This is a genomic window from Castellaniella sp. WN (genome assembly GCF_054457555.1).
The window spans coordinates 2,446,083-2,471,646 of record NZ_JBTKZC010000001.1 but is presented as its reverse complement, the minus strand read 5'-3'; the positions used below and the strand labels follow the sequence as shown (position 1 = coordinate 2,471,646).

The following is a 25,564-nucleotide window of genomic DNA, read 5'->3' as shown; positions in this document are numbered from 1 at the left end:
ATAACCAACCTCTGAGAGGTTCGACGTTATGAAAACCATAGCCGACCTGGTCAGGCAGGCGGCAGCGGACGAGGCTGACGCCATGCAAGGTTAGTTTGGTCACTTAAATTCGGATGCATGGCCAGCCCAGGCGCCGAAGGTAAGGATTGGAATTAGCCAGACAGGACACTAGGTCATCGGCTGGATCAGGCTTGCGGCCGGAATGCCAAGTTCCCGGTGCAGCTTCCGGATCATGGGCAGAGTCAGGGCGCGTTTCCGGTTCAGGACCTCGTAGACCCGATTGCGCCGTCCGATCATCGGCTCCAGGTCTTTGGCGCTCAACCCCGATTGCTCCATGCGGAATTTGATGGCTTCGATCGGGTCCGGCAGATCGACGGGATAGTGGCGGGCCTCGTAAGCCCGCACCAGTGTGGCCAGCACGTCCAACCGGTCGCCGTCGGTCGTGCCGGGAGCGGGATCGAGATCGAGATCGAGATCGACCAGACGAGATACTTCCTTGAGTGTCGCCTCGTAGTCGGCTTCAGATCGGATGGGACGGATTTTCATAGCGGACCTATGCCATTTCAATGGACGTCCGCCGGTTGTTGCCAGTTGGCTTGGCGAACTTCGTCCACCCAGGCCTGGATGGATTGCTTTGCGCCCGGATGTCGCTCCCAGAATTGCCGCAAGGTACGCGTGGCAACGATGCGCATGGCTTAATCAAGTCCCACAATGGGACCATGACAATGGAGGATAGAACCGACAAACTACCTGTTCTCGCTTCAGCGGGCCATTCGCAAAAGTCGAACCCTGTCCGCGCCCAGCGCCCCTTGACCCATCCTAATTCCACCGCACACCAGGCCCCACACGCCATCCGTCTTCTGTAAAACCAGGGTGTCACATTCAGTGACATATAACCCTGACAGGAGACAAGCATGTCCATCTTCAAGACCCGTCATGTCCGCGCCATCCTGGCGCTGTGCTGCCTGGGCCTGCCGCCGCCGGCCCTGACGCAGGCATCGACCGAGGCGCCGTGGGACGATTCCCCGGCGCCTTTTGTTTTGCGTGGAGAATCGATTACCGTCACCGCCGACCGGCGCATCGAATGGAGGCTGCAACTGGAAGGCGCCAGCGGATTCCGGGTCGCCGACGGCCGGACCCTGTGGCTCCAGGGCTCCGTCCTGGGCCATCCCGCCGATCCCCTGATCCCTGTGTCGTTCTGGAAACTGGGCGGCGGGCACCTGGAGCTGGCCGGAGCCAGCACCCTGACCGGCCAGGTCATCCTGGCCGAAGGCAGCCTGGGCCTGGCGCACGATGCCGCCCTGGGCGCGCCAGGCAACAGCCTGGAAATGGCGGCCGGCACCCGCCTGGAACTGCGTCCCGGCGTGCGTATCGGGCAGATTCTGCAGGTCCGTTCCGCAGCCACCGCCCAGACGCCGCCGGCGCACTGGGGGCTGCCGCCCGTCGCCGGCCTGTCCGGCGCCGCCGTCTGGCGCGTCGCATCCGGAGAAGCGACGCTCGCGGGAAATATCCAGGCCGAGGCGCCCATCGTCAAGGACGGCACAGGCACCCTGCGGCTGGCGGGCGCCGGCTTCAGCCCCGGCCGCGATCCCCTGATCCTGGCGCAGGGCGGCCTGCGGGTCGACCAACTGTGGTGGGGGCCGGTTCTGACGCAGCCCGGCACTGTGCTGTCGGGCGTCGGCCAGGTGGACGAGGCCCGCGTGGCGGGCCTGCTGCAACCCGGAGCACCGGATCGGACCGGAACCCTGCTGATCGGCCAGCGCCTGGCGCTGCTGCCACAATCGCAAACCCGCATCCGTATCGGCGTCGACGGCCAGGCCGACCGGATCCGGTCCTTCGGCACCGCGCGCCTGGGCGGCGAACTGTTGATCGAACCGGCAACCGGCGCCTGGACGCCCGCCCGTCGCTGGATCGTCGTCCAGGCCGACGGCGGTCTGGAATACGGGGCGGATCCCGGCGGTGACCCGGTGCCTGGGGATGGCCGCTACGTCCGTGCCCTCAGTGCCTTGCGCTACCTGGATCCCGTCCTGGACTACGGCGCCAGCACCGTCACTCTGGGCCTGCGATACAACGCCCGGGGCCTGAGCACCGCCGATGCAGCCTGGCGCGGCGCCCTGCTGGACGACAGCCGCTTCCCGCGGGAATCCGCCCTGGCGCATATCGCTGGCGGCAGGGCCTGGATCCAGAGCTGGGCCGTCAACACCGAACGGTCCGGCGCCCATGGCCTGTCGGGCGACGACCGGGATACCGGTGGCCTGCAGATCGGCGTCAGCCGCCCGGCAGGCGCGCACAGTGCCCTGGCGGTCTTTGCCGGTGCGCAGGACACGCGCCTGTCGACCGGGCCGGGCGGGGAAGATCGCATGGCCAGCGGCGCCTATCGCCTGCGCGACCGGTCCGTACACCTGGGCCTGGGCGCCAGTCTGGCCCGGGGCGCCTGGCGCCTGACCCTGGGGACCACGCAGTCCTGGCATCGGGCCGACATCAGCCGCCAGGCCGACCCGGCCGAATCCCCGCTGCGCAGCAGGCCCGCCGCGCGCTTGACCCAAGCCTGGCTGCGTGCCCAGCCGGACATGCCCGTGGAGCAGGGCGCCTGGCAACTGACGCCCTACGCCCAGGCGGTCTGGCTGCGCCTGCATCGCCCCGCCGCGCATGAGGGCGGCGGACTGGCCGCCGTTGCCCTGGATGCGCAGACCGACCGCCGGTGGATGGGGCAATTGGGCGTCCAGGTCCGGCGCCCCTGGCCCACGCCGCATGGCGACGCCCTGATGGCGCTGGATCTGGGTGTGCGCAGTCTATGGGGCGGATCGACCCTGACCAGTCCGCAGACCTACCGGGCCGATCCGGGGCGGCGCTTCGACGCCGAAGGCCTGCCCTTGCCGCGTCATGCCCTGCGTCTGGATCTGGGCGTTCAGGCGTCTATCGCCCGCCGTGTCGATGTCGTGCTGGCCTATACCGGCCAGCACGGAGGAGGGCAGATGCAGCACGGGGTTTGGCTGGGGGTGAGGGCCGATCTCAAATGAGGATGATCTGCTGTGTGCCTAGGGATATTCCTGGCGAGCGTGCAGGATGGCCATGACCTCGATGTGAGCTGCTTCGAACTCTGCGATGTAATCGATGATATGACCCAGGTCATCGGCCGCCGCGGCGCTCCAGGAGATGGGGAGCATGGTTGTCTGGTTCGTCTTGTGCTGATGCCGCGTACTCAGACGTCACGACTACGGGAGCGGGAGGTGGTTTTGTCCTGGCCTTTCAGCCTGGCGGCCAGTTTCTCACGAATCAGTGCCATCGCCTGATCGTGGGGAATGCTGGGGCGCGGGTCGTCACGGCTGGCTTGTACCTTGGCCTGAAACCAGCGGTCGTAGCTGGCCGCTTGTTCTTTGGTCTCGAATTCGGAAACGATGGGAGAGAGGGCAGTGCTCATGGCAAGAGCTCCTTTGGAACTTGATAGTGTAAGGTACTTCATGCCTCGCCGCACCCGCCAGACTGGGAAGTGCGAACGGATAAAAACGTCATGCCGAGGCCGGTTTCAGATAATTCCTATAGGCATTTCCGGGTTTTAGTGCTCATCCAGGTGATGTATGATCGCGTTCACCCGATGAACATCACCTGGCGCTTGCTGACCGTGTCACAGCACGGCGGTAGCGTGCCCGAAACATCCAAAATCCCAAGTCGCTGAAACCCATGCCCCACTACCAACACGAAACCGCCATCGTCGATCCCGGCGCGCAGATTGGCGAAGGATCCCGCGTCTGGCATTTCGTCCACGTCTGCGGCGGTGCCCGCATCGGCGCCGGGGTGTCCCTGGGCCAGAACGTCTTCGTCGGCAACCAGGTCGTCATCGGCGACCGTTGCAAGATCCAGAACAACGTCTCCGTCTACGACAACGTCACCCTGGAAGAGGGCGTGTTCTGCGGCCCCAGCATGGTGTTCACCAACGTCTACAACCCCCGCTCGCTGATCGAGCGCAAGGATGAATACCGCGACACCCTGGTCAAGAAAGGCGCCACCCTGGGCGCCAACTGCACCGTCGTCTGCGGTGTCACCATCGGCGAATACGCCTTCGTCGGCGCGGGCGCCGTCATCAACAAGGACGTCAAGCCCTATGCCCTGATGGTCGGCGTGCCGGCTCGCCAGATCGGCTGGATGAGCGAACACGGCGAACAGCTGGACCTGCCCCTGAGCGGCGACGGTGAGACCACTTGCACCCATACCGGGGCTACCTACCGCCTGACCGATGGTCAGTGCGTCCGTCTCTGATTTTCATCCCACATTCACTGTCACCATGCAATTCGTCGATCTACAAGCCCAGTACCAGCGCCTGAAATCCGAAATCGATGCCGGCATCCAGCGCGTGCTGGCCCACGGCCAGTTCATCCTGGGGCCGGAAGTCGCCCAACTGGAAGAACGGCTGGCCGCCTATACCGGCGCCAAGCACTGCATCACCGTCGCCAACGGCACCGACGCCCTGCAGATCGCCCAGATGGCGCTGGGGATCGGGCCGGGAGACGAAGTCATCACCCCGGGCTTCACCTACATCGCCACGGCCGAGACCGTCGCCCTGCTGGGCGCCAAGCCCGTCTATATCGACATCGATCCGCGCACCTATACCTTGGATCCGGCCAAGCTGGAAGCCGCCATCACCCCCCGGACCCGCGCCATCATCCCCGTGTCCCTGTATGGCCAGTGCGCCGACATGGACGCCATCGACGCCGTCGCCGCCAAGCACGGCCTGACGGTCATCGAAGACGCGGCCCAAAGCCTGGGCGGCATCTACAAAGGCCGCAAGAGCGGCAATCTGTCCACGATTTCCTGTACCAGCTTTTTCCCCAGCAAGCCCCTGGGCTGCTATGGGGACGGCGGCGCGATCTTCACCAACGACGACGCCCTGGCCGTTGTGCTGCGCCAGATCGCCCGCCATGGCCAGGACCGCCGCTACCACCACATCCGCGTCGGTGTGAACAGCCGCCTGGACACCTTGCAGGCTGCCATCCTGCTGCCGAAGCTGGCCGTGCTGGATGACGAGATCGCCGCCCGCCAGCGCGCGGCGGACACCTACACCCGCCTGTTTCAGCAGGCCGGCATCCAGGCCACTCCGGTCATCGAAACCCATAACGTCTGCGCCTGGGCGCAATACACCGTCCAGATCGACGGGCGCGACGCCGTGCAGGCCGCGCTGAAGGGCGCCGGCATCCCCACCGCCGTCCATTACCCCATCCCCCTGAACCGCCAGCCCGCCGTGGCGGATGACGGCGTTTCGCTGCCGGTCGGCGACGCCGTGGCCGGGCGGGTGATGAGTTTGCCGATGCATCCGTATATGGATGAGGCAATTGTGGAGCGGGTGGTGGAAGCCGTGGCGGCCGTGGTGTCCGATGCTTCGAAGCGCAGCTGATTTCCGGATCTCTCCGGCAAACAAGACTCGCTGGATTCAAGTTCGTATGCCATGTCCGCCGACCACCCCCTTCACGAAGAAAGCCACCTGAAGGTCTTGCGCTTGTTGGAGGCCAATCCCGGCCTGAGTCAGCGGGAGCTAGCCCGGGCCTTGGGCATCAGTCTGGGCAAGGCCAATTATTGTGTGCGTGCACTGTTAGATAAAGGGCTGATCAAGATGCAGAACTTTCGGCACAGCGATAACAAGCTGGGCTACGTCTATCTGCTGACGACGGCGGGTATTGCCGCCAAGGCTGAATTGACGCGCAATTTCCTGAAGATCAAAATCCGGGAATATGAAACCCTGAAGCGGGAAATCGAGCAATTGCAGCGGGAATCACAGTCCACTCTCTGAGAGAGTCCATTTTGTTCAACCAGTATCCCTTAACCATAAACTCTACGACAATGAAGAACTTCGCCTTGGTCGGCGCAGCCGGCTATATCGCTCCGCGCCACATGAAAGCCATCAAAGACACCGGCAATCGTCTGGTGGCCGCTCTGGATCCCAATGACTCTGTGGGTATCATAGACAGTCATTTCCCGGATGCGGAGTTCTTTACGGAGTTTGAACGCTTTGATCGGCATATCGACAAAATGCGACGGTCCGAAAAGTCGGTAAATATCGATTACATTTCAATCTGTTCGCCCAACTATCTGCATGATTCGCATATGCGGTTTGCCTTGCGTTCAGGCGCCGACGCCATCTGTGAAAAGCCTTTGGTGCTGAATCCCTGGAACATCGATGGCCTACAGGAGATCGAGCGCGACACGGGCCGCAAGGTCAACACCATTTTGCAACTGCGCGTGCATCCGGCCATCATCGCCTTGCGCGACAAGGTCAAGGCGCAAAATAAGGGCACCAAGCACGAGGTCGATTTGACCTATATCACATCCCGTGGGCATTGGTATTTGCAATCCTGGAAGGGTGACGCGAAGAAATCAGGCGGTATTGCCACCAACATCGGCGTGCACTTCTTCGACATGCTGCACTATATCTTCGGCGAGTTGCAGACCAATGTTGTGCATGCCAGTGCAGAAACTTATGCGGGTGGCTATCTAGAATATGAACATGCGCGGGTGCGCTGGTTCCTGTCCGTAGATTATGCTTATGTACCGGAAGCGCAAAAAGCCATCGGCCAGCGCACGTATCGGTCCATTACTGTGGATGGGGAAGAAATCGAGTTCTCCAGCGGATTCACTGACCTGCACACGCGCAGCTACGAGGAAATACTAGCGGGCCGCGGATTCGGGTTGGAGGAAAATCGTGTGGCCATCGAAACCGTGTCCACGATCCGCAATGCACCCATTGCGTCGCTGAAGGGTAATTATCATCCGTTCTTGAAGCGTTGAGCATTATAAGAAAAAGGCGGTTGTATGAGTAGAAAAGTTTTGACGGTAGTTGGCGCGCGCCCTCAATTCATCAAAGCGGCGGCTGTTTCACGGGAAATGCTCAAGCATTCTGGACAGATTGAGGAGGTTATGGTCCACACGGGCCAACACTATGATCCGAATATGTCGCAAGTCTTTTTCGATGAACTGGAAATTCCAGCGCCACGCTATAACCTTGAGGTTTCCGGTGGAGGTCATGGCGCGATGACCGGACGCATGCTTGAGGGTATTGAGCAGGTCATTCTGTCTGAAAAGCCCGACTGGATGCTGGTCTATGGTGATACCAACTCGACCTTGGCTGGAGCACTGGCTGCGGCCAAGCTACATATTCCGGTGGCGCACGTTGAGGCGGGGTTGCGCTCGTTCAACATGCGCATGCCAGAAGAAGTCAACCGCATTCTATCTGATCGGGTGTCTCACCTATTGTTTTGCCCAACCGACGTGGCAGTGGCCAATCTGGCCCGTGAAGGTATCCAGCAGGGGGTCTGCAATGTCGGCGACGTGATGTATGACGTTGCCTTACATTACCGGGATAAAGCCAGTACGGATAGCTGTATTTTGCAAACTTTGGGATTGGTGGAAAAGGGTTTTGCCTTGGCAACCTGCCATCGTGCTGAAAACACGGATATACCCGAGCGTTTAGGCGAAATTTTGTCTGCTTTGGCTGAGATTGCTCGTGATTTACCCGTTGTGTTGCCGTTGCATCCTCGCACCCGCAAGCTGGTAACAGAACATGGGCTGGAGCGCTTCCTGAGTTCCATGACGATTGTCGATCCTGTATCCTTTATGGATATGGTGGCGTTGGAACAAGCAGCTAAGGTCATTTTTACTGATTCTGGTGGTGTGCAAAAAGAAGCCTTCTTCTATCGCGTGCCTTGCATCACCATGCGCGATGAAACCGAGTGGGTGGAAACGGTGGCTCTTGGTTGGAATCATCTGGTTGGTGCCAGTCAGGCTCGCATCCTGGATGCTTACGCCAAACTGACCAGTCTGCCAATCGTCGAGCAAGGTGTTCCTTATGGCAATGGCACGGCGAGCCGTCTGATTCTCCAAGAATTGATGCGGGGACTCTGATGCTCCACACGCCGGTGGATATCTTTGCCCTGCGCGACTCGACGAAAACAGCACAGTTAGCATCTCAAGTTGATGGTGGTGCCAGATGTCATCGGCCAAGCGGTGGTGATCAACGTATCATTCATCAGCGTCGCCATGTTGCAGTCATCAGTGCCAGATCACTAGCTCTCATTGGCAACATGGGGTGGTTTTGCTGGTGCGGTGTTGGTGAGAGTTTCGCGTGAGCTTTCACAAGAACGTCATTGCGATGTTGTCTGGCACGGCGGCGGCGCAAGCAATTCCGCTGACCCTATCTCCGATATTGGCGCGCTTATACAGCCCCGATGCGATCGGGTTGCAAACGCTTTTCATGGGATGGACGGCGGTGCTCGGTGTGGTGGCGACGTGCCGCTATGATTTAGCGGTGGTGTTGCCGGACTCGGACGACGAAGCAGACGGCATCGCCGCTGCCGTCTTGGCCATCGCTACGCTTGTGCTGCTGGTGTTGGTAATCGCGGTTGCGCTTGCGGGTGGCAATTTGGCCAGTCTATCCGGTTATGGTAGCTACACAGCTTGGCTATGGCTGTTGGTACCTATGGTTTTTGGCACGACGTTTACGTTGTTGGGGAACGCTTATGCGTCACGTGCACGCAGTTTTACCTACATTGCCAAGGCCGCTGTATTGAACCAGGCAGGCTATGCCCTTATCGCGGTTGGCGCTGGCCTGCTGGGAACCCATGTCGAGGGCTTGGTCTGGGCCAAGATGGGTGGGCAGTTGCTGGGCCTGACGGTCATTTTGGGTGGTACTGGGTACGCGCTGAGGCGGATGGTGCGGAACTGGGATTGGCTGCGGATACGCGCAGTAGTACGTAACTACCGTCAGTTCCTGTACTACAACATGCCATACAGTCTGATCGGCACGGTCGCCCGTGATATGCCAATCTTTGTATTTTCTGCTATGTCCGCCACTGCGGATGCCGGCTTTTATGGCCTGACACGCACAGTGTTGTTGGCGCCTACCCTGCTGGTTTCTGGGGCGCTGAGTCAGGTGTTCTTTCGTGAGGCGGTTGCATTGAAGAATACTCCTCGATTGGAGGAACTGACCGAGTGTTTGCTGAAGTTGGGCTTACTAGCCGGTGCACCGCTGTTCGCATTCTGTGCTATTTGGGGCGACGTGCTGTTCGAGAATCTGTTTGGCGTCGATTGGAGGCAGGCGGGTTATTTTGCCATGATTATGGCGCCAGCTGCCTGGATGTCGCTACAAACAGGTTGGCCAGAACGCTTATTTGAAGTTTCCATGCGGCAGGATGTATCGTTTAAGGTTCAGATCATCGCCGACATCATCACCGCCGCTGCAGTCATTGTTCCATTATTCTTGGGTATGGATGCTATTGTTTCAGTCGTCGCGTTCACCGCGACCAATCTGCTTTATCACAGCGTCTACATCGCTGCGATTTATCGGGTAAGTGGATTTGCGGCTAATAGGCTGGGTTGGTTACTGAGCCAGGGCTGGATCGTCTTTGGGTTGTCGTGTCTGATATTGGGCGTTTTACGCCTGCTGCCCGGATGCCCCTTGATCATTGCGATTGCCGCAGCAACCCTCGCCTCTGCCTCCGCCGTTCTGATGGGGCGCAAGTTGTGGAGGGATGTAGCCCTAATCATGTACATAAAGGAAACAGCAACATGATCGCTATCGTTGATTACGGCGTCGGCAATGTCGGGTCAGTCCTGAACATGCTCCGTAAAGTCGGTGCCAAGGCAGAGATCACACGGGATCCGGCAGCGTTGCGTGCTGCCGAGAAGTTAGTGCTACCTGGCGTAGGCGCCTATGATGAGGCTATCGCCAACCTGCGGCGCTTCGAACTGTGGGACTTGCTCAACGAGTTGGTCCTGATCGAACGAAAGCCTATCTTGGGTGTTTGTTTGGGCGCCCAGCTGATGACTCGGTCTAGCGAAGAAGGTATGCAGCCAGGCTTCGGATGGTTGGACGCACATATCCAGCGGTTCCGCGTTCTCGAGGGTGCTTCACTACGTGTCCCTCATATGGGCTGGAATATCGTCAAGCCCACACGCCCTGATATAAATATTTTCAAGGGAGTGGCGGATCCCATGCGTTTCTACTTTGTTCATTCTTACCACATGGTCGCCGATTTGCCAGGAATAACGCTCGGTATCACATCATATGGTCAGGATTTCGCCAGTGTGTTGGGGTGCGGCAATATCCTTGCGATGCAATACCATCCGGAAAAAAGCCATAAGTACGGCCTCCAGATCTATCGTAACTTCGTCGGGCGATTTCAATCGTGCTGAAAATCCGTATCATCCCCTGTTTATTGCTACGGGGTCGTGGTCTCTATAAGACTGTCAAGTTCAAGGATCCTACGTATGTCGGAGATCCGGTTAACGCGGTGAAGATCTTCAACGAGAAGGAAGTGGATGAGTTGATCCTGCTCGATATTACTGCAACCCAGGAAAAACGTGAACCGAATTTTGATTTGATCGAGGACATCGCCAGTGAGTGTTTCATGCCGCTCAGTTACGGCGGCGGCGTGACTTCGATGGAGCAGATGCGCAAACTGTATCGACTAGGTATTGAAAAGATTGCTTTGAATGCTGCGGCATTTACCAATCGCAGGCTGGTTCAGGAGAGTTGTGCTGCTTTTGGAAGTTCTAGTGTCATAGCCTCGATCGATGTTAAGAAAGCTTTCTTCGGAAAATATGAGGTCTGGATCAACGGCGGTAAGATCAATACCAAGGAAGACCCCATCCGTTATGCTGAGGATCTGTCCAAGGCTGGCGTTGGCGAGATTCTGGTTAACAGCATTGATCGTGATGGAACGATGACAGGATACGATATCGCGTTTTTAGAAAAGATGTCGAGTACCGTGGATACGCCCATTATCGCTTGCGGTGGGGCCGGCAGCTTGCAGCATATGCGCGAAGCGGTCGACAAGGCTCATATTCCTGCATTTGCCGCCGGCAGTATGTTTGTCTTTCACGGCAAACACCGTGCTGTCTTGATTAATTATCCTAGTCAGAAGGACGTAGATCAGTTGTTTTCATAGTAACTCTTTCCAGAGTTTCAGATTTCAGCACCCATTTGCACTCCGGTCTGGCTGTTATCGTTGGCTGATGATGGCCATAGCCGGGCACGTACTTGAACCTTCTTCGAATCCCCCCTTTCTCTCTTTCTATAGATTAATCTGCCTGCTAACTTAATAGGCAACAGGATTTTATGAATATCCGTACCTACCAGAGATGTACCAGTTGCGTCATGGACACTACCGACCCAGACATCACCTTCAACAAACAGGGTGTATGCAACCACTGCCAGCGCTACGATCGGCTGGTCCGTGATGTTGTGGACCGCGCTGCCCGTGGTGAGCGAACGAAAGAGCTGAATGCCATGGTCGAACGCATCAAGGAAGCAGGCAAAGGCAAAGACTATGACTGCATCATGGGTTTGAGCGGCGGTGTTGATAGTTCGTATGTTGCTTATACAGCCAAACGCCTGGGACTGCGTCCGCTGGCGGTGCATTTCGACAGTGGATGGAATTCTGAGTTGGCAGTAAATAATATCGAGAACATCGTCAAACAGCTTGGCATTGACCTGTACACCCATGTTGTGAACTGGGATGAGATGCGCGACCTGCAATTAGCTTTTTTCAAAGCTTCGGTTGCCAACTGCGATATTCCGACAGATCATGCGTTCCCGGCCATCCTGCTGCGGCAGGCTGCGCGCCATGGTATAAAATATTTGTTGTCTGGCAGCAATTACGCCACGGAATTCATCCTACCATCGTCTTGGGGTTATCAATCAGGTGATCTTAGACACTTGAAGGATATTCACCGCCATTTTGGCCGAGGTCGTCTTCATGACTACCCTACCATTGGATTTTTCAGGCAGTATGTCTGGTATCCTTATATAAGAAAAATAAAAACAGTCAAGTTGTTAAATTATATTCCTTATAATAAATTTGATGCCAAGAAGACCATTATTAAAGAACTTGGGTGGCGAGATTATGGCGGTAAGCACTATGAATCTATATTTACCCGTTTCTTTCAGGGGTATTACCTCCCCAGGAAATTTGGTTACGATAAACGCTTGGCTCATTTGTCTTCTTTGATCAAGTCTGGGCAGATGTCCCGCGAAGCGGCCTTGGAAGAGTTGCAGAGACCGACCTATGACCCTTCGCTTCAGGAAGATGATAAAAAATTCGTCGCTAAGAAACTTGGGGTAACTGTTGGCGAGTTGGAGGAAATATTCTCTAGGCCCAACAAAGATTACACTGACTACGCCTCATATGCGAAGTTGTTCGATATTGGATTGCGGATTAAACGAGCAGTCACTAAGCTGTGAAGGGTACTGCATGCTAGATCTGATGTTACGGCACCGCGTTTTTTCCGCGTATTGTGCATCGCTATTGTGGCTGACAGTTGCGTGCTTGTGGTTTGCAGAGCGGGCCCACAAGGGGCTGGGCCATGCTCCGGTCGTGGTTGCCATCATCGTCGGCGCAATCATGTCGTATGCGCTTATCTGGAAGATACTCTCCTTAGTGGCCCCAAGCCTGGTCAACTGGTTGAGCGAAGCGCATGATGTACCGCCCGTGCTATCGCGAGCCAAATCATTGGCGCTATTGGCGCTGGTACTCCTATTCGCGGCGGTGTTTGTAGCCCACATGGCAACGCTTGGTTACATCCCGATCCTGGCTGCGCTCTCTTCATCGGACGATTATGGCATCAGCGTCATTCGGCAAGAAGGGTATTTTAGTTTACCACTGTGGCTGCGCTACATGAGCGACTATAGCTTTAAGGCGTTAGGCCCGGCGCTCCTTGTCATAGCTTACTCATATCGAAAGCGGCTATTCTGGTTTGTATTGGTCATGGGTTCGCTATACTCTCTGGCGATGTTCGTCCGAATTTTGCCCGTCCTCTTCCTGACCCCCTTGCTATTGCTGCTACTGTTCCAGCGTCGTTGGTTACACTTGATGTCGGCCGTCGCCCTACTGGTCCTACTTATCACAGTGGCCGCATCGGCCTCTGCGCCTGATATCCGCAACAGCTTCGTTCCAGACGCGGATACGCTGCTGATTAGCCAGACGGACAAGGATCTGGCCTCCGGCTACTCTACTGCTAACGCTCCTGACAAGGACTGGCAAAGCGGATCGGCCTTGTACGCTATCTTCGAGCGCGCTTTGTTTGTGCCCGGACAAGTGATTGATCAGTGGTTCTATTTTTATAGTCGCCCCGAAGTGCGGGAACATGGTTGTGGCTACCGAATTCTGGCGCGTTTCATGGAATGTAAGTATGTACCTGTTCCCACCAAGCTGTATCAGGCCTTCTATCAGGAGAATGTTCAGCGGGGCATGCGTGGTAGTCTGAATGCAGCGTCATTCATGAACGATTATGCCAACTTCGGCCTCGTTGGCATCGCAGCGTCGACCGTCCTGACTACGTTGCTTTTCTGTGTGATCACTGTGATTTATCGTGATCATCCCTTGGCCTTGCCATTGAATATCCCGTTGATAATAGTTTCAATGGAAACCAGTATCATAACCGCTTTGAATTCAGGCGCAGGTTGGCTCGTCATGACTGCGCTGTTTCTATACTTCTTTCGTACCAAATAAAGCATGACTTCCAGTCAATTCTCCCAGAGACCCTATCAGCAATGTTCTCGGTGTTTGATGGATACGTCTGACCCAGATATTGTCTTTGACGACAATGGTTGCAATCATTGCACCCGCTATTTCTCACGAGTAAAGAATGAGGTGCGCCACAGCGCACAGGATAAAGCCATACTGGGGAAAATTGTCGATCGCATCCGTGAGGAGGGTAAAGGTAAGGACTATGATTGTATCGCTGGCGTCAGCGGCGGTGTTGACAGTACCTATGTTATCTATAAGTTGAAAGATCTGGGATTACGTCCGCTGGCGGTGCATTTCGATAATGGCTGGAATTCTGAGTTGGCTGTTAATAATATTAAAAATGCGCTGGACAAGCTGGGCATCGATCTCTATACCTATGTTGTTGATTGGGAGGAGTTCAAGGATTTGCAAATGTCGTTCTTGCGCGCATCTGTGCCGAACTGTGAAATTCCGACTGACCATGCCATCACCGCTACGCTACTCAATACAGCTAAGCGTGTCGGCACGCCTTATGTCGTCAATGGTAGCAATGTTATTACCGAAGGAATTCTGCCCATTTCATGGGTGTATTACAGCCATGATCTCAAGCACATCCGTGCCGTACACTCCCGCTTTGGGAAGGTCCGTCTGAAGACATTTCCGCAGATCGGACTGCCTTCGTTCATGTTGCGCATCTTGACTGGCAAGTATCGCATGGTCAACCTACTAAACTACCTGGATTACGACAAAGCCACTGCCATGAAGATAATGCAGGAGCAACTGGGCTGGCAGTATTATGGCGGCAAGCATTACGAATCCATCTATACCCGGTGGTACCAAGGCTACTACCTTCCTGCCAAGTTTGGTTTCGACAAGCGCCGCGCCCATCTTTCCGCGCTGGTATGTGCTGGGCAGATTACTCGCCAACAGGGTTTGGACGAGTTAGCGCAGGATCCGTACATGAACAATGATCTGGTAAATGATACGGAATTTGTGCTTAAGAAGTTCGGCATAAGTCGCGCTGAACTGGATCGCATCGTCACTGCACCTAATCACAAGCACACTGATTATCCAAATCAGAGCCAGTTTATCGAAGGTTTATCCGGATTACGTACCTATATTCGCCGGCGCGCCAAGTCGATCTGATATGGCATCCACTAATATTCATATCTACCCATCGCCGTTGACGCATGAAAGTCGGATTCTGCGCATTACTGATGCCCTTGCCAATTCGGAAATATTCGATCAGATTGAGATCTACGGCGTAAGCGCTTCGGGCTTGCCAGATTGCCAGCCCATCGATGCCAAGCGGACTATTATTCGCTACCCTAGAAAACTCTTTGGCGTGAGTGGTGGTTTTATCGCGAAGTTGATCAAGACTCTGGAATGGTCAGGGCGAATTCTTGTAAGCTTGCGTGATCGGAAGATCGCTTGCGTGAATGCACACAGTCTTGCTGTGCTGCCGCTTTGCTATATGATCAGCTGTATGACCGGTGCGAGCTTAATATATGATACGCATGAACTGGAAACGGAGACCACTGGCTATAGGGGTATGCGTCAGAAACTCGGCCGCATGATTGAAAAGCGGTTGATTCGGCGTTGCAAGTATGTATTCGTGGTTAGTGATGCTATCGCCGACTGGTACGTTAGCCGTTACGGCATTGCGCGCCCTCAAGTTATACGCAATATTCCTCAATTCCCCACTGTTGCATCTGCATCGCCGGTCCAATCTGATTTGCGTGGGGAAATGGGCATTAAGCCGGATGATCTGCTTTTCGTGTATCAGGGTGGATTTATATCTGGTCGAGGTATTGAACGATTGCTTCGAGTATTTACGCAGATGCCGGACAGTACGCATCTGATGTGTATGGGTAGTGGTCCATTGCGCGAGCAGATCGCGGCAGTTGCAGCAAATCATCTGAATATCCACCTGCTGCTGCCTGTGGCCCCTCATGAAGTCCTTGAGTACACCAAAGCGGCTGATGTTGGTATCTGCTTAACTGATAACTCGTGTCTGTCACACTACTATTCGCTGCCGAACAAAGTTTTTGAATACATGCATGCTGGTCTGCCGATTATCGTGAATCCATTGCTAGAGCAGCAACGCATCATCCAGCAGTATCAGTGCGGTTGGGTTGCTCCCAACGATGACGGGGAACTGATCACGCTGTTGCGTAGCATTACACGCGAAGCGCTGATTTCCTGCCAAGCTGGCGTCAAGCAGGCCGTTGTCGCGTTTGATTGGAATAAGGAGGCTGCCAGTCTGGTGCAACGCTACAGGAGTCTCAACTTTGACTGAGCACCCCATGAAGGGCCAACTGAATATCTGGTACGTGCATCCCTATGCCGGTGGCCCCGGCGTAGGTCGGTATAGCAGGCCCTATTACTTGGCACGGCAGTGGTTGCAATCTGGCGCGCGGGCTGCAGTTTTCACTCCTGCTTTTCATCATCTGCTCGATACGCCACAAGCGGCTGGAACGCGCGAGATTAAGGGTGTTTCGTACGAATTCGTACCCACGCGTTCTTACCAGGGAAATGGCGTGGGCCGTTTGTTGCACATGGCGGCATTTAGCCTGAAGATGTGGCTGAATGCAGGAAAATACGCACGTCGGCACGGCTGTCCAGATTTAGTGGTAGCTTCCAGCCCCCATCCCTACATATTCTTGGCTACGCATGCGTTAGCACGCAAGTTCGGCGCACGGTCGATATTCGAAGTGAGAGATCTGTGGCCTCTCAGCCTGACAGAACTGGCCGGTATCGCCCCTACCCACCCGTTGGTGCGGTTCACCGGTTGGGTGGAGCGCTATGCCTATCACCATGCCGATACAGTGGTCTCCCTGCTTCCCTGCACACTTGAACACATGACGGCTACTGGCATGCCGCCAGATCATTGGCAGTATATCCCCAACGGTGTGCACGCAGATGAGAGTGCCTTGCCCATCAGCACCGAGGATCAGCCTTGCGTCAAGCAGGCGCGTTTGTGGCGCGAAGCCGGCCGCAGCGTCGTAGTCTATGCTGGTGCCCTGGGACGACCTAACTACGTCGACTCCCTGGTGCAAGCGATCGCACATTTGAAGGATCATGGTGATACGAACGTGTTCGCCATCGTTGTTGGTCGCGGCGAGCTTCAAGAGGAATTGCGAGCCACGATCAATCGTATCGGTTTGAGTGAGCGTATCGCCCTATTCGAGCAAATGCCTAAGCAGGTTGTGCTGGCACTGCTGGCTCATGCAAGTGTTGGCTATATCTCGCTGCGTAAGGAACCCTTATTCCGCTTTGGCGTAAGTCCCAACAAACTGTTCGACTATATGCTTGCCCGCTTGCCGGTGTTGTTCGCTGTACAGGCGGGCAACGACCCCGTGCAGGAAGCTGCTTGCGGCATATCGGTCAGTCCCGGTGACGTCGTGGCCATTGCGGACGGTTTGCGCCGCCTGGGAAGTATGAGTGAGGCTGAGCGGCGGGATATGGGTGAGCGCGGGCATGCCTATGTGCTGGAGCAGCATAGCTATGATGCCCTGGCACGAGCATATCTGGACTTGGCCAACCCTAGCAAGGAGTCATGATGATGCGCATTGCCATCACCGGAGCCTCGGGGTATATCGGTCTTGCATTGCTGCGCTGTTTTGCCTCACGCGGCCATCAGGTACTTGCATTTGGACGCCGTGAGGTAGCGGGAGACCACTCGGCGGTGCGCTGGCTTCTCAAGCCCGATGGCTGTCCCGATAGTATCGATCTTCAAAACTGCGACGCGATCGTGCATCTTGCCGGCCGTGCGCACACCCGCATCGCGCAGCAGGATGGCACGGACCTCTTCGATTACGCCAACCGTAAGCTCGCGTACGTTACAGCGACTGCTGCACGCGATGCTGGTGTTGCGCGTTTCGTGCAAGTCAGCACGTTGGGGGTGCATGGCAATTGGTCTGCCCAGCCGATCAATGAGACCTCTGCAGTGATCGGTGACACGCCATATACGCGTTCCAAAATCGCTGCCGAACAGGAGCTACGTGTGCAACTGAGCGGCAGCGGCACCGCTCTGACGATCCTGCGCCCACCGATGGTTTATGGCGCTGGATGTCCCGGCAACTTCCCACGCTTGGTCAAGCTGGTCAGGAGCGGCATTCCGCTCCCGTTCGGGAGTGTGGTCGGAGTCCGTTCGTTCATCCATGTGGATAATCTAGCATCCATGCTTGCGTACTGCATTGAAACGCCATACATGGATGGTGTGTTTGTCGCTGGCGATGGATCAGACTTTGAGTTGCCTGAACTGATCCGCATGATTGCTGCTGGCGTGCATACCCCTTCACGGTTGGTGCCCTTTCCTCCTGGATTGCTACGTCTAGCCGCTAAAATCGTGGGTCGGCAACGCGAGATCGACAGCTTAACCCGCCCCATGTTAGTTGATTGCTCCAAGATCCGTGCTGCAGGCTGGACGCCCGCATTGGACGCTGCCAGTGCTTTGGCTAGCACGCTTGATAGTTACGTCCCCTAAGTTCGAAATGCCGACATGCTCACGCTTTACATACTTTTTCTTGTGGTTTTCCTGATTGCGGTATTCACAACCCGGGCCAGCATCGCCTGGGCGCATCATCGCAATATTCTGGACCAACCGAACCATCGCAGTTCGCACTCGCGCCCGACTCCGCGCGGCGGCGGTATTGGCATCGTGGCCGCCTGTGTGGTCGGCATTGCCGGCGCTGTGGCATTGGACTTCTTGCCGATCCGAGTCGCGGCCGCCTTTGCCTGCGGCTTGCCAATAGCCGTCGTTGGCTATATCGACGACCGCCGTTCGCTGTCTGCCCGCAGCCGCCTGCTGGTGCAACTCGCCTGCGCGGCCGGCGCTCTCTGGCTACTATCGCCACTGACAACGCTGGCTATCTTCGGCATGATTCTGCCCTCGGAGTTTTCCTCAGCAATTTATCTGATCGGCATCATATGGATGACCAATCTGTATAATTTCATGGACGGCATCGACGGCATCGCTGCTGGGCAAGCAATTGCTATCGGCTTGTGCTGGGCAGCCGTTGCCGGCGTGACACACGCCGTCGCCGGTATCATATTCGCCTTGGCGGCGGCCGGTTTTCTTGTATTCAACCGCCCGCCTGCCAAAGTTTTCATGGGAGATATAGGCAGTGCATTCTGCGGGTTCTTCATTGGCGTTGCCGCGTTGCAGATGCAGCAGGCCACTGATGAGAGCCTGATATTATGGTTGCTTCCTGCAGCGCTATTCATTCTGGATGCTACGATTACTCTACTGGTGCGCCTGATGAGAAAGCAACACCCGAATGAAGCACACCGCTCGCACGCATACCAGATCCTTTCTCGGAAAGTCCGCGGCCACGGTCCGGTAAGCTTGGGCTACTTCCTGATTGCAACACTCTGGTTCGGCACAGCCCTCTGGTGGGGGCTTGGTCACGAGGGTGCTTTGTCGCCGGAGGCTCTTTTCCTTCTGACTGGCTTACCTTTTATCATCGTGGGACTTGCATTGGGCGCGGGAAGAAACAATTAGTTCTGTCCCCCTCCCCCTCCTCAGATTATCTGCCAAGAATATAATATAGCTAGCTAGCTGCTGCGCTTATCGCCTGGGAGTCACGACGCCATGCAAATCGGTGTTTCAGGCGCATGATTGGCTTCTCGAAGAGATAGTAACTCGCAACGGAGGCAACGAAAGCCCAAGCCAAGCCTTCATACAAAGGGGGAGGAAAGACTGGGAATTCGCGATATGTACCGTTGCCTCCGAGCACTCCTTGCCATACATACAAGCCATAACTGATTGTTCCGATCCAAGCCAATGGGCGCCATTCTAAGATACGAGTCGTGGCTGAATTCTGCCTGCGATATATAAAAATGATTACACCAAGGACTGCCAGATAAATTCCATGACTCCTGAGTTCGACAGTTTGACCCCTGCTTTTTGATCGAAACGCAGTAACGACGCGGCTTTCACAGAATTACAACGATAATTTTGTAATGGCACGTTATCATAATTGCGCATTGACTATACTGTGTATATGTGATTATAGTAATGGCATGTTTATCAAAGTCACCAAGTCAGGCCCCCGCCGCTATGTGCAGCTCGTGGAGGCCTACCGCGACGACGCTGGGTGCCCCAAGCAGCGCACTGTGGCGACACTTGGCCGTTTGGACCAGATGGGTGATTCCATCAAGTCCCTGCACGAAGGCCTGGCGCGCATCCTGGGCATAGAGCCTTCACCAGCGCTTGATGATGGCACCGCCCGCTTCGATTCTTCACGAGCCATCGGGGACCTTTGGGCACTGACTCAGATCTGGAAGCAGCTGGGCCTGGATCGCCTGCGTCAGGTGCTGCGCCAGCGCACCCGCCACAAAATCGACCTGGAGGCGCTACTGCGCGTCATGGTCTTTAATCGCCTGAGCGATGCCGATTCAAAGCTTGGGACCCTGCGCTGGCTACAGACCGTCAGCTTTCCCGATACCGATCTGGCATCGGTTGAGCACCAGCAATTGCTGCGCACCATGGACGCGATGGTGGAGCACCAGGCCGTCATCGATCAGGCGCTGGTCGCAGCCGTCAAACCCTTGGTAAGTGAAGAATTGTCGGTGGTCTTCTACGACATGACCACGATTCGTGCCGAAGGGCTCTCTGAGCAAACGGATGACATTCGCCAGTTTGGCAAGTCCAAGGAAGGCATCATTGCCCGTCAGTTCATGCTGGGGCTGGTGCAAACCGCTGAAGGCATCCCGCTCTATCACGAGATCTTTGAAGGCAATACGGCCGAAGTGGGGACGCTGAAGGCCTCGCTGCAAAAGGTCATGGATCGCTTCCCGGTGCGCCGGGTAATCGCCGTCGCCGATCGAGGGCTGCTGTCGATTGACAACCTCGCAGACTTGCAAGCCATGCGCCTGCCCAATGGCCAGCCGTTGGAATTCATTCTGGCGGTCCCCGGCCGACGGTACAACGAGTTTGCCGAGCTGCTCGAACCGATCAACCAAGCGGCTATCGAGAGCGACAGCCCCGAGATCGTGGGCGAACAGGCGTGGCAAGGGCTGCGGTTGGTTGTTGCCCATGATCGGTACCGGGCTGCCGAACAAACGGCCCAGCGCGATCAGAAAATTGCAGCGCTCGAAGCCCAGGCCGCCCAGTGGGTCGGCAAACTGGACGCCCAGGATGCTGGGGTACGCGGCAAAGGCCGCAAGCTCTCCGATGGTGGCGCGCGCGCCCGGTTCTATCACGCGGTCTGCGAAGCGCATCTCGCACGCATCATCCGGGTAGACCTTAAAAGTGAGCTCTTCACCTACCAGGTCAATGAAAAGGCGCTGGCCCTGGCACGCGCCATGGATGGCAAGCTGCTACTGATCACCAACGTCTGCGATCTGGCGCCAGCCGATGTGATTAGCCGCTACAAATCCCTGGCCGACATCGAGCGGGGCTTCAAGGTGCTCAAGTCCGAAATTGAGATCGGACCCGTCTACCACCGACGCCCCGATCGCATCCGGGCACACGCCATGATCTGCTTTATTGCCTTGGTGTTGCAACGGGTCATACGCATGCGGCTGCGCGAACAGCCCGTGGCCGACGTGGTCTCGCCCGAGCGCGCCTTGTCGATTCTGCGTCGCATCCAGACCCACCGGGTCGTGCTGCCGGGCGGCAAATCCATCACGGGCATCTCGACGATCGATGCCGAACAGGCGGCCATCCTGAAGAGCCTGCAGGTTGGAAAGCTCACAGCAACTGAGGCCTTCGTTAATCTGTAATGGAGCGTTTTTAAGGCGCTTCTTTATAAATCAATGAGTTGCGGTTCTAACTGTCGAACTCGGGATGACTGCTTGTTCCCGGATAGACGATAGCAAACAGAGAAGTGCACAGAATTATGCCGCCGATCTTATCGAAAGCATATGTCAGATATTTACTATTGCAGAAGTATGCTCCTATACAACCGATCGCAATTGGTGCTGCCGCTGGAATGCTCCAGCGATTAATATAATATTTTTCTGAAAACGAGGCAAGCCAGAAAGAACCGTTTGCCGAAACTATCCAGCATATTAGAACAACCAGAACCATGAAAACTAATGCCCAACGTCTGAGCAACAGGAACACTAAAGGCCAAATAAGGTAAAAGTGCTCCTCCACGGCCAATGACCAGAAATGACTATAAGACGCCAAGACACACTCCTTGGGCGCAAAATTCATGGTGTAAGTGAATGCATGCCAATAGGTGCAGTTCGAAAGCCGGATAAGCTCCATATACTGCAGAACCGGCGCTATAGAGAGAGACAGAAAATACAGTGGGAAAATACGCAACGCCCTCCGCATGTAAAATCCAAGTAGGCTTACTGTGCCAGTGACACGCCTCTCTTCAAAGAGGAGTGATGTGATTAAGAAACCAGACAATACAAAAAAGATCGTCACCCCTAGTTCGGCAGTCAGTGTTCTGGCAAAAATTGTGTGATCCACGTTCAATAGCGTCCAAAATCCTCCGTGCGAAATGATTACTAACAACACGGCTAATCCACGCAGACCATCGAAGCCTTTGATTTTTTTCATATATAAAAACTGATATGCTGTAAATTTGCGGCAACTGGACGAGAGCTATTTCAAATTGACGCATTGCGCCGTATTTGGCGCTAACCACACTTCGCGATCGCGGGAACCTTTCATGGAGACGCGAATCCAGCCTTTCTCTAAGAATTTATAGAGCGGACTAGTCTTCCAGATTTCCGGGCTATATATAAATGCAATCATTTGTATCTTCATCTCTTTCAGCACGTCGCGCACTGTGTCTATGCTTCCGGCTAGTAATAACGGGCGCACAGGCTGCGTATATACAAACGCGGGGGGACGATCTGTGAAATATGGGTTCCACCCATCGTCATCTATCAGCCAGTTGTCTTGAGGACTGAGGCAATTCACCGTTCGTTTCATGAAATCTATCTGCTCCAGGTCCTCGGTAAATGGCTTGGAACTGAGCCACTGCGGGCTCAGTAGCGATTCATAGGCAAGCCATGCCGCGAACACGGTGACCAAAACCGCTCCCCCTTGGCGCCACCTTCCTACGGGAAGTCTTGCTGCTAAGGTGCGCCCCAGCAGCGCCAGACCAGCCCCGATCAGCAACGCCGACAGAAGAAAATATGAAAGCGCATACCGTTCATTTGCGATCAAGGCATTGCGCAAGTTGATGCTTGACTGATCGATCAGTCCGGAGAGGGTGACCAGCAAGGGGCTGTATAATGCCAAGCCGATACAATGATAAGTGATTCGACCCCGTCCTTTCGTAAACAGCACTGTGAGCAAGCTGATCACAACCGCCGCCAGCTGCAGGTGCTGGTCGTAGCGCTCCAACAGAATACCCAGCGCCTCCCAAGCACCGGTATGCTTGTTCGTCCAGGCTGCGGCGAGCAGCGGCTCCAACCACGTACCGCGATAGATGGAATACTGTAGTCCGTAGCCCATGAAATTACCGGTTTTCCGATAATATTCGGCATACCTGAACGTCGATAGCGCAACCAGGACGAGCACAGGTAGTGCATATCTGGCTGCGGTCGTCCATCCTAGTTTATTTCGGATAGCGGCATAGCTTAGGATGAAGAGGCTGGTAAGTCCGATCAGCATCAGCCCCAGCGTGTGGGACATGATAGCTAAAGCTGCATAGGCGCCGGCAAGCAGTCCGCGCCGTAGCATCGCACTGCGAGCATTTAGGCACAGTGAACTCAGCAGCACTAGGTAGCCCAGCACCGGCACCATGCGAAAGCCATCCCGGCTCAGCGTGCTAACAATATAATAGACCCAGGGAATGCACAGTGCCAGGCATACCGCAGCGACTGCTCCCCACCGTGCCCCCATGGCGAGAGCCGTGCCGAACAATGCAAAACAGAGGTAAAGCATCGTGAGCTGCTGGCCCAGTCGCGGCAGAAAGTCAAGGGGTGGGAAGGTCGTATCTGGGCCAGCCAGCAGCACCGCCTGCGAGAAATAAGCTTCGTAGATAAACGAATGTGGATGTACAACAATGATATCGCCCGCTTTGCCAAAGAAGCTGGGTATCGCTTCCATAGATGGCGCGACGGCGAATTTCTTCGCACCCGTTAAGTATACGTTGAAGTCATGCGCCAGCGGATTCAGGGTCAGCGAATTTTCCACGATGGTCGAAATCAGCTGGACCAGAACCAGTGTCGCGATGAAGGCGATTACTGCGGTACTGATATTCACTTGCGAGACCGCCTGGCCGATTCGCCGGTACACGGCTCCGCCGCAACTGCCTAATCCGATCAGGCTGAGGCCAAGTGCGGTTGGCAGATGCGCATAGATGCTAGGCGCGGACACTCCTAGCATGGCCAACGCCATTACGCACAGGCCGATGACTTGCGGCGTCAGAGCGGCGGCGAGCAACATGCGTGGCGTCATACCCGTATGGAACCATCTCGCGCCAGTGCCAGCGCATAGAGCAAGGCCAAGTGCTAGGAAAATATGCTGCAGCAGGTAGTAAGCAGTCATTTTTTTATCGCCCTCGCAACCAGGGCAACTCCGAAAAAACAAACGTCTGCTACGACCCAAAGAGCGCGGTTCAGCAAAGCTGCATCCAGCATTGTGGTGGCGGAAACATCATACATCTGCCTAGCCAGTACCAGCACTCCCTCGCGCACGCCTGCTCCGGCAGGCGCAAAGATGGCGACCATGCCGGCGGTAAAGGCAACAGCATACGTGCCAACCATCCACAGCCATTCAAGCCAACCACCGAATGTAGCGAGCAGTAGGAAAAAAGACGTGCCCATGGCAACCCAGCCTAGCATCATCACTGCAAGCGCCAGGCTACCAATCCCGACGCTGGCCCGCGAAATCACGACAACCCTGCGGCGCAGCAGCCGCACCCCTGCCCAGACCATAACGGTCACGACCGTAGCAATGGCCGACCATCCCTGGCCGCCCAGCCAGCCTGCCTTTGAAGCCATGGCTATTGCGGCCGGTGTTCCTAACATCAGGGCAGTGACACCGAGGCCCAAGTTTTCCAGCAAAAGGGCCTTCGAGATGGCGCCAGCCGATAGGCCCAGGTCCCTATAGTGCATCACTCGTCCAACGATGGCCCATACACCGCCAGGCATGTACTTTGCCACATCCGAAGAAGCGTAGATCCAGGAACTAGCTCTCCAACTTGGCGACACCAGTATCGACATCCGCAACGACGCCTGCATGAGAAAGAGAGCCGAGAACTTGCCGGCCATGATGCAGAAGAACGCAGCGATCAGGTGGGTTTTTGAAATAGCTGCGAGCGTCGCGGCGATGTGTATGCCATTCTTCCAGATGTAAAGTCCCAGGGCCAAAAGAACTGCCCCGGTCCAGCATTGCTTCGCGATAGTCAGTGCATAGTGGTTTTGGTGGAGGGGTTTCATGAGCGTACGGTAGGACGAGCAGCGCGCAGTACTCGCTTGGTACTGTTGGCGGCCAGGTCCAACGCTTTTACGCCGCAGTAGTCGATAAACGAGGCACTCCATCTTTCCGGATGTGTACTTATGTATAGCGGCCTAATCGTCTGCGTAATAAAGCGTTGAAATGCTTGGCCGGCGTTCGGCAAGGCGTCATGCGGCCATGCATCCCCGACACGATCGCGCAGATTTGACTGCGTGGCCAGCCATCGGCCACCGGTATCGGTAAGGTAGAAGGGGTTGAACGGCCGCACAGAGGCGACAGCGTCGCCAAGCAGGCCTGCGAGCTTCAGGTCATCGGTATGCAACAGATCCTGATTATCATGCCTGCTGAGCGGTGCACCGTGCATGCTTACCGTTGTGCATGGCGCCAGCTTGCGGAGTTCGGATAGGTTGCGATGAAAGCGCGCCAGTGCCTGTGCGCGGTTTCCGCCGCATGCGCCCAGGTCCTCGTAGTGGTAACCAACCTCGTGGCCGTTACCGACGATGTCGGCAATGGCAGCAGCCGGGAATTCTCCTGCTGCTGTCACGCGGAAATAATACGTACTTCGAACTCCGGCTGCACGCTCCAGGCGAGCTAACGCACACGACTTTGCGGGGCGGCGGTCCACATCATGACGCAGAATTACCCGCCCCTGCTTATCTTCAGCTTGCAGGAAATCTTCCACACCACCTAGGCG

Annotated in this window: 24 protein-coding genes; 17 read left to right on the top strand and 7 right to left on the bottom strand. The window is 56.0% G+C overall.

All coding sequences use genetic code 11. The features are described 5' to 3' along the window. Positions 1 to 168: 168 nt before the first annotated feature. Positions 169 to 546, bottom strand: a complete 378-nt coding sequence (locus tag ACTPOE_RS11640) for a helix-turn-helix domain-containing protein (protein ID WP_458872331.1) — start codon at positions 544 to 546, stop codon at positions 169 to 171. Between the two features lie 368 nt (positions 547 to 914). Here ACTPOE_RS11640 and ACTPOE_RS11635 point away from each other — a divergent pair, with 368 nt between their 5' ends. Then, the gene (locus ACTPOE_RS11635) at positions 915 to 3,020 is read left to right on the top strand and encodes an autotransporter outer membrane beta-barrel domain-containing protein (protein ID WP_458872330.1); all 2,106 of its coding nucleotides are present in this window, start codon (positions 915 to 917) and stop codon (positions 3,018 to 3,020) included. Between the two features lie 18 nt (positions 3,021 to 3,038). Here ACTPOE_RS11635 and ACTPOE_RS11630 read toward each other — a convergent pair whose 3' ends face one another. Further along, positions 3,039 to 3,167 (bottom strand): hypothetical protein, encoded by a 129-nt coding sequence (locus ACTPOE_RS11630; RefSeq protein ID WP_458872329.1) that lies wholly within the window; start codon positions 3,165 to 3,167, stop codon positions 3,039 to 3,041. A gap of 35 nt (positions 3,168 to 3,202) precedes the next feature. After that, positions 3,203 to 3,421, bottom strand: coding sequence for a type II toxin-antitoxin system RelB family antitoxin (relB, locus tag ACTPOE_RS11625; RefSeq protein ID WP_458872328.1), 219 nt, complete (start codon positions 3,419 to 3,421; stop codon positions 3,203 to 3,205). A 260-nt stretch (positions 3,422 to 3,681) separates the two neighbouring features. Between relB and wbpD the strand changes: the two genes are divergently transcribed. The 16 genes from wbpD to ACTPOE_RS11545 all read left to right on the top strand — a co-directional run bounded on the left by wbpD (position 3,682) and on the right by ACTPOE_RS11545 (position 21,224). Next, positions 3,682 to 4,257, top strand: a complete 576-nt coding sequence (gene wbpD / locus ACTPOE_RS11620) for a UDP-2-acetamido-3-amino-2,3-dideoxy-D-glucuronate N-acetyltransferase (protein WP_458872327.1) — start codon at positions 3,682 to 3,684, stop codon at positions 4,255 to 4,257. A gap of 25 nt (positions 4,258 to 4,282) precedes the next feature. After that, positions 4,283 to 5,389, top strand: a complete 1,107-nt coding sequence (locus tag ACTPOE_RS11615) for a DegT/DnrJ/EryC1/StrS family aminotransferase (RefSeq protein ID WP_458872326.1) — start codon at positions 4,283 to 4,285, stop codon at positions 5,387 to 5,389. A gap of 51 nt (positions 5,390 to 5,440) precedes the next feature. Then, entirely contained in the window at positions 5,441 to 5,782 is a 342-nt protein-coding gene (locus ACTPOE_RS11610; RefSeq protein ID WP_458872325.1) for a MarR family EPS-associated transcriptional regulator, read from the top strand. Positions 5,783 to 5,832: 50 nt separating this feature from the next. Further along, on the top strand, positions 5,833 to 6,777 hold the full coding sequence (locus tag ACTPOE_RS11605) for a Gfo/Idh/MocA family oxidoreductase (protein ID WP_458872324.1): 945 nt from the start codon (positions 5,833 to 5,835) through the stop codon (positions 6,775 to 6,777). Positions 6,778 to 6,801: 24 nt separating this feature from the next. Beyond that, on the top strand, positions 6,802 to 7,890 hold the full coding sequence (wecB, locus tag ACTPOE_RS11600; RefSeq protein ID WP_458872323.1) for a non-hydrolyzing UDP-N-acetylglucosamine 2-epimerase: 1,089 nt from the start codon (positions 6,802 to 6,804) through the stop codon (positions 7,888 to 7,890). A 220-nt stretch (positions 7,891 to 8,110) separates the two neighbouring features. Next, positions 8,111 to 9,556: a lipopolysaccharide biosynthesis protein gene (locus tag ACTPOE_RS11595; RefSeq protein WP_458872322.1), complete on the top strand. Its 1,446-nt coding sequence runs from the start codon at positions 8,111 to 8,113 to the stop codon at positions 9,554 to 9,556. After that, complete coding sequence (gene hisH / locus ACTPOE_RS11590) at positions 9,553 to 10,179, top strand: imidazole glycerol phosphate synthase subunit HisH (RefSeq protein WP_458872321.1); 627 nt, start codon at positions 9,553 to 9,555, stop codon at positions 10,177 to 10,179. The genes ACTPOE_RS11595 and hisH overlap by 4 nt, the downstream gene beginning before the upstream one ends. Continuing rightward, on the top strand, positions 10,173 to 10,934 hold the full coding sequence (locus ACTPOE_RS11585) for an AglZ/HisF2 family acetamidino modification protein (RefSeq protein WP_458872320.1): 762 nt from the start codon (positions 10,173 to 10,175) through the stop codon (positions 10,932 to 10,934). The genes hisH and ACTPOE_RS11585 overlap by 7 nt, the downstream gene beginning before the upstream one ends. Before the next feature lie 170 nt (positions 10,935 to 11,104). Next, positions 11,105 to 12,229 (top strand): N-acetyl sugar amidotransferase, encoded by a 1,125-nt coding sequence (locus ACTPOE_RS11580; protein ID WP_458872319.1) that lies wholly within the window; start codon positions 11,105 to 11,107, stop codon positions 12,227 to 12,229. 10 nt (positions 12,230 to 12,239) lie between these two features. Continuing rightward, the gene (locus ACTPOE_RS11575) at positions 12,240 to 13,496 is read left to right on the top strand and encodes a hypothetical protein (protein WP_458872318.1); all 1,257 of its coding nucleotides are present in this window, start codon (positions 12,240 to 12,242) and stop codon (positions 13,494 to 13,496) included. Between the two features lie 3 nt (positions 13,497 to 13,499). Then, the gene (locus ACTPOE_RS11570; RefSeq protein WP_458872317.1) at positions 13,500 to 14,639 is read left to right on the top strand and encodes an N-acetyl sugar amidotransferase; all 1,140 of its coding nucleotides are present in this window, start codon (positions 13,500 to 13,502) and stop codon (positions 14,637 to 14,639) included. A gap of 1 nt (position 14,640) precedes the next feature. After that, positions 14,641 to 15,792 (top strand): glycosyltransferase family 4 protein, encoded by a 1,152-nt coding sequence (locus tag ACTPOE_RS11565; RefSeq protein ID WP_458872316.1) that lies wholly within the window; start codon positions 14,641 to 14,643, stop codon positions 15,790 to 15,792. A gap of 7 nt (positions 15,793 to 15,799) precedes the next feature. Further along, complete coding sequence (locus ACTPOE_RS11560; RefSeq protein WP_458872315.1) at positions 15,800 to 17,056, top strand: glycosyltransferase family 4 protein; 1,257 nt, start codon at positions 15,800 to 15,802, stop codon at positions 17,054 to 17,056. Continuing rightward, the gene (locus ACTPOE_RS11555) at positions 17,053 to 17,982 is read left to right on the top strand and encodes an NAD-dependent epimerase/dehydratase family protein (RefSeq protein ID WP_458872314.1); all 930 of its coding nucleotides are present in this window, start codon (positions 17,053 to 17,055) and stop codon (positions 17,980 to 17,982) included. The genes ACTPOE_RS11560 and ACTPOE_RS11555 overlap by 4 nt, the downstream gene beginning before the upstream one ends. Positions 17,983 to 17,997: 15 nt before the next feature. After that, on the top strand, positions 17,998 to 18,999 hold the full coding sequence (locus tag ACTPOE_RS11550) for an MraY family glycosyltransferase (RefSeq protein WP_458872313.1): 1,002 nt from the start codon (positions 17,998 to 18,000) through the stop codon (positions 18,997 to 18,999). Positions 19,000 to 19,520: 521 nt separating this feature from the next. Continuing rightward, positions 19,521 to 21,224: an IS1634 family transposase gene (locus ACTPOE_RS11545; protein ID WP_458870344.1), complete on the top strand. Its 1,704-nt coding sequence runs from the start codon at positions 19,521 to 19,523 to the stop codon at positions 21,222 to 21,224. A 46-nt stretch (positions 21,225 to 21,270) separates the two neighbouring features. Here the strand turns inward: ACTPOE_RS11545 and ACTPOE_RS11540 are convergent, their stop codons facing one another. From ACTPOE_RS11540 to ACTPOE_RS11525, 4 genes are read right to left on the bottom strand one after another with little or no spacing between them, the layout of a single operon-like run. After that, a complete protein-coding gene (locus ACTPOE_RS11540) occupies positions 21,271 to 22,014 on the bottom strand; it encodes an acyltransferase family protein (RefSeq protein ID WP_458872312.1) in 744 nt (247 codons plus the stop codon). A gap of 45 nt (positions 22,015 to 22,059) precedes the next feature. Beyond that, the gene (locus ACTPOE_RS11535; protein ID WP_458872311.1) at positions 22,060 to 23,958 is read right to left on the bottom strand and encodes a hypothetical protein; all 1,899 of its coding nucleotides are present in this window, start codon (positions 23,956 to 23,958) and stop codon (positions 22,060 to 22,062) included. After that, a complete protein-coding gene (locus tag ACTPOE_RS11530) occupies positions 23,955 to 24,851 on the bottom strand; it encodes a hypothetical protein (protein ID WP_458872310.1) in 897 nt (298 codons plus the stop codon). Before ACTPOE_RS11530 ends, ACTPOE_RS11535 begins: the two co-directional genes overlap by 4 nt. Continuing rightward, positions 24,848 to 25,552, bottom strand: coding sequence for a hypothetical protein (locus ACTPOE_RS11525; RefSeq protein WP_458872309.1), 705 nt, complete (start codon positions 25,550 to 25,552; stop codon positions 24,848 to 24,850). Before ACTPOE_RS11525 ends, ACTPOE_RS11530 begins: the two co-directional genes overlap by 4 nt. Positions 25,553 to 25,564: the final 12 nt, after the last annotated feature.

Coding starts and splice junctions, on each gene's coding strand:
- ACTPOE_RS11640 (WP_458872331.1), bottom strand. CDS start 546: ATGAAAATCCGTCCCATCCGATCTGAAGCCGACTACGAGGCGACACTC.
- ACTPOE_RS11635 (WP_458872330.1), top strand. CDS start 915: ATGTCCATCTTCAAGACCCGTCATGTCCGCGCCATCCTGGCGCTGTGC.
- ACTPOE_RS11630 (WP_458872329.1), bottom strand. CDS start 3,167: ATGCTCCCCATCTCCTGGAGCGCCGCGGCGGCCGATGACCTGGGTCAT.
- relB (WP_458872328.1), bottom strand. CDS start 3,421: ATGAGCACTGCCCTCTCTCCCATCGTTTCCGAATTCGAGACCAAAGAA.
- wbpD (WP_458872327.1), top strand. CDS start 3,682: ATGCCCCACTACCAACACGAAACCGCCATCGTCGATCCCGGCGCGCAG.
- ACTPOE_RS11615 (WP_458872326.1), top strand. CDS start 4,283: ATGCAATTCGTCGATCTACAAGCCCAGTACCAGCGCCTGAAATCCGAA.
- ACTPOE_RS11610 (WP_458872325.1), top strand. CDS start 5,441: ATGTCCGCCGACCACCCCCTTCACGAAGAAAGCCACCTGAAGGTCTTG.
- ACTPOE_RS11605 (WP_458872324.1), top strand. CDS start 5,833: ATGAAGAACTTCGCCTTGGTCGGCGCAGCCGGCTATATCGCTCCGCGC.
- wecB (WP_458872323.1), top strand. CDS start 6,802: ATGAGTAGAAAAGTTTTGACGGTAGTTGGCGCGCGCCCTCAATTCATC.
- hisH (WP_458872321.1), top strand. CDS start 9,553: ATGATCGCTATCGTTGATTACGGCGTCGGCAATGTCGGGTCAGTCCTG.
- ACTPOE_RS11580 (WP_458872319.1), top strand. CDS start 11,105: ATGAATATCCGTACCTACCAGAGATGTACCAGTTGCGTCATGGACACT.
- ACTPOE_RS11575 (WP_458872318.1), top strand. CDS start 12,240: ATGCTAGATCTGATGTTACGGCACCGCGTTTTTTCCGCGTATTGTGCA.
- ACTPOE_RS11570 (WP_458872317.1), top strand. CDS start 13,500: ATGACTTCCAGTCAATTCTCCCAGAGACCCTATCAGCAATGTTCTCGG.
- ACTPOE_RS11565 (WP_458872316.1), top strand. CDS start 14,641: ATGGCATCCACTAATATTCATATCTACCCATCGCCGTTGACGCATGAA.
- ACTPOE_RS11560 (WP_458872315.1), top strand. CDS start 15,800: ATGAAGGGCCAACTGAATATCTGGTACGTGCATCCCTATGCCGGTGGC.
- ACTPOE_RS11555 (WP_458872314.1), top strand. CDS start 17,053: ATGATGATGCGCATTGCCATCACCGGAGCCTCGGGGTATATCGGTCTT.
- ACTPOE_RS11550 (WP_458872313.1), top strand. CDS start 17,998: ATGCTCACGCTTTACATACTTTTTCTTGTGGTTTTCCTGATTGCGGTA.
- ACTPOE_RS11545 (WP_458870344.1), top strand. CDS start 19,521: ATGTTTATCAAAGTCACCAAGTCAGGCCCCCGCCGCTATGTGCAGCTC.
- ACTPOE_RS11540 (WP_458872312.1), bottom strand. CDS start 22,014: ATGAAAAAAATCAAAGGCTTCGATGGTCTGCGTGGATTAGCCGTGTTG.
- ACTPOE_RS11535 (WP_458872311.1), bottom strand. CDS start 23,958: ATGACTGCTTACTACCTGCTGCAGCATATTTTCCTAGCACTTGGCCTT.
- ACTPOE_RS11530 (WP_458872310.1), bottom strand. CDS start 24,851: ATGAAACCCCTCCACCAAAACCACTATGCACTGACTATCGCGAAGCAA.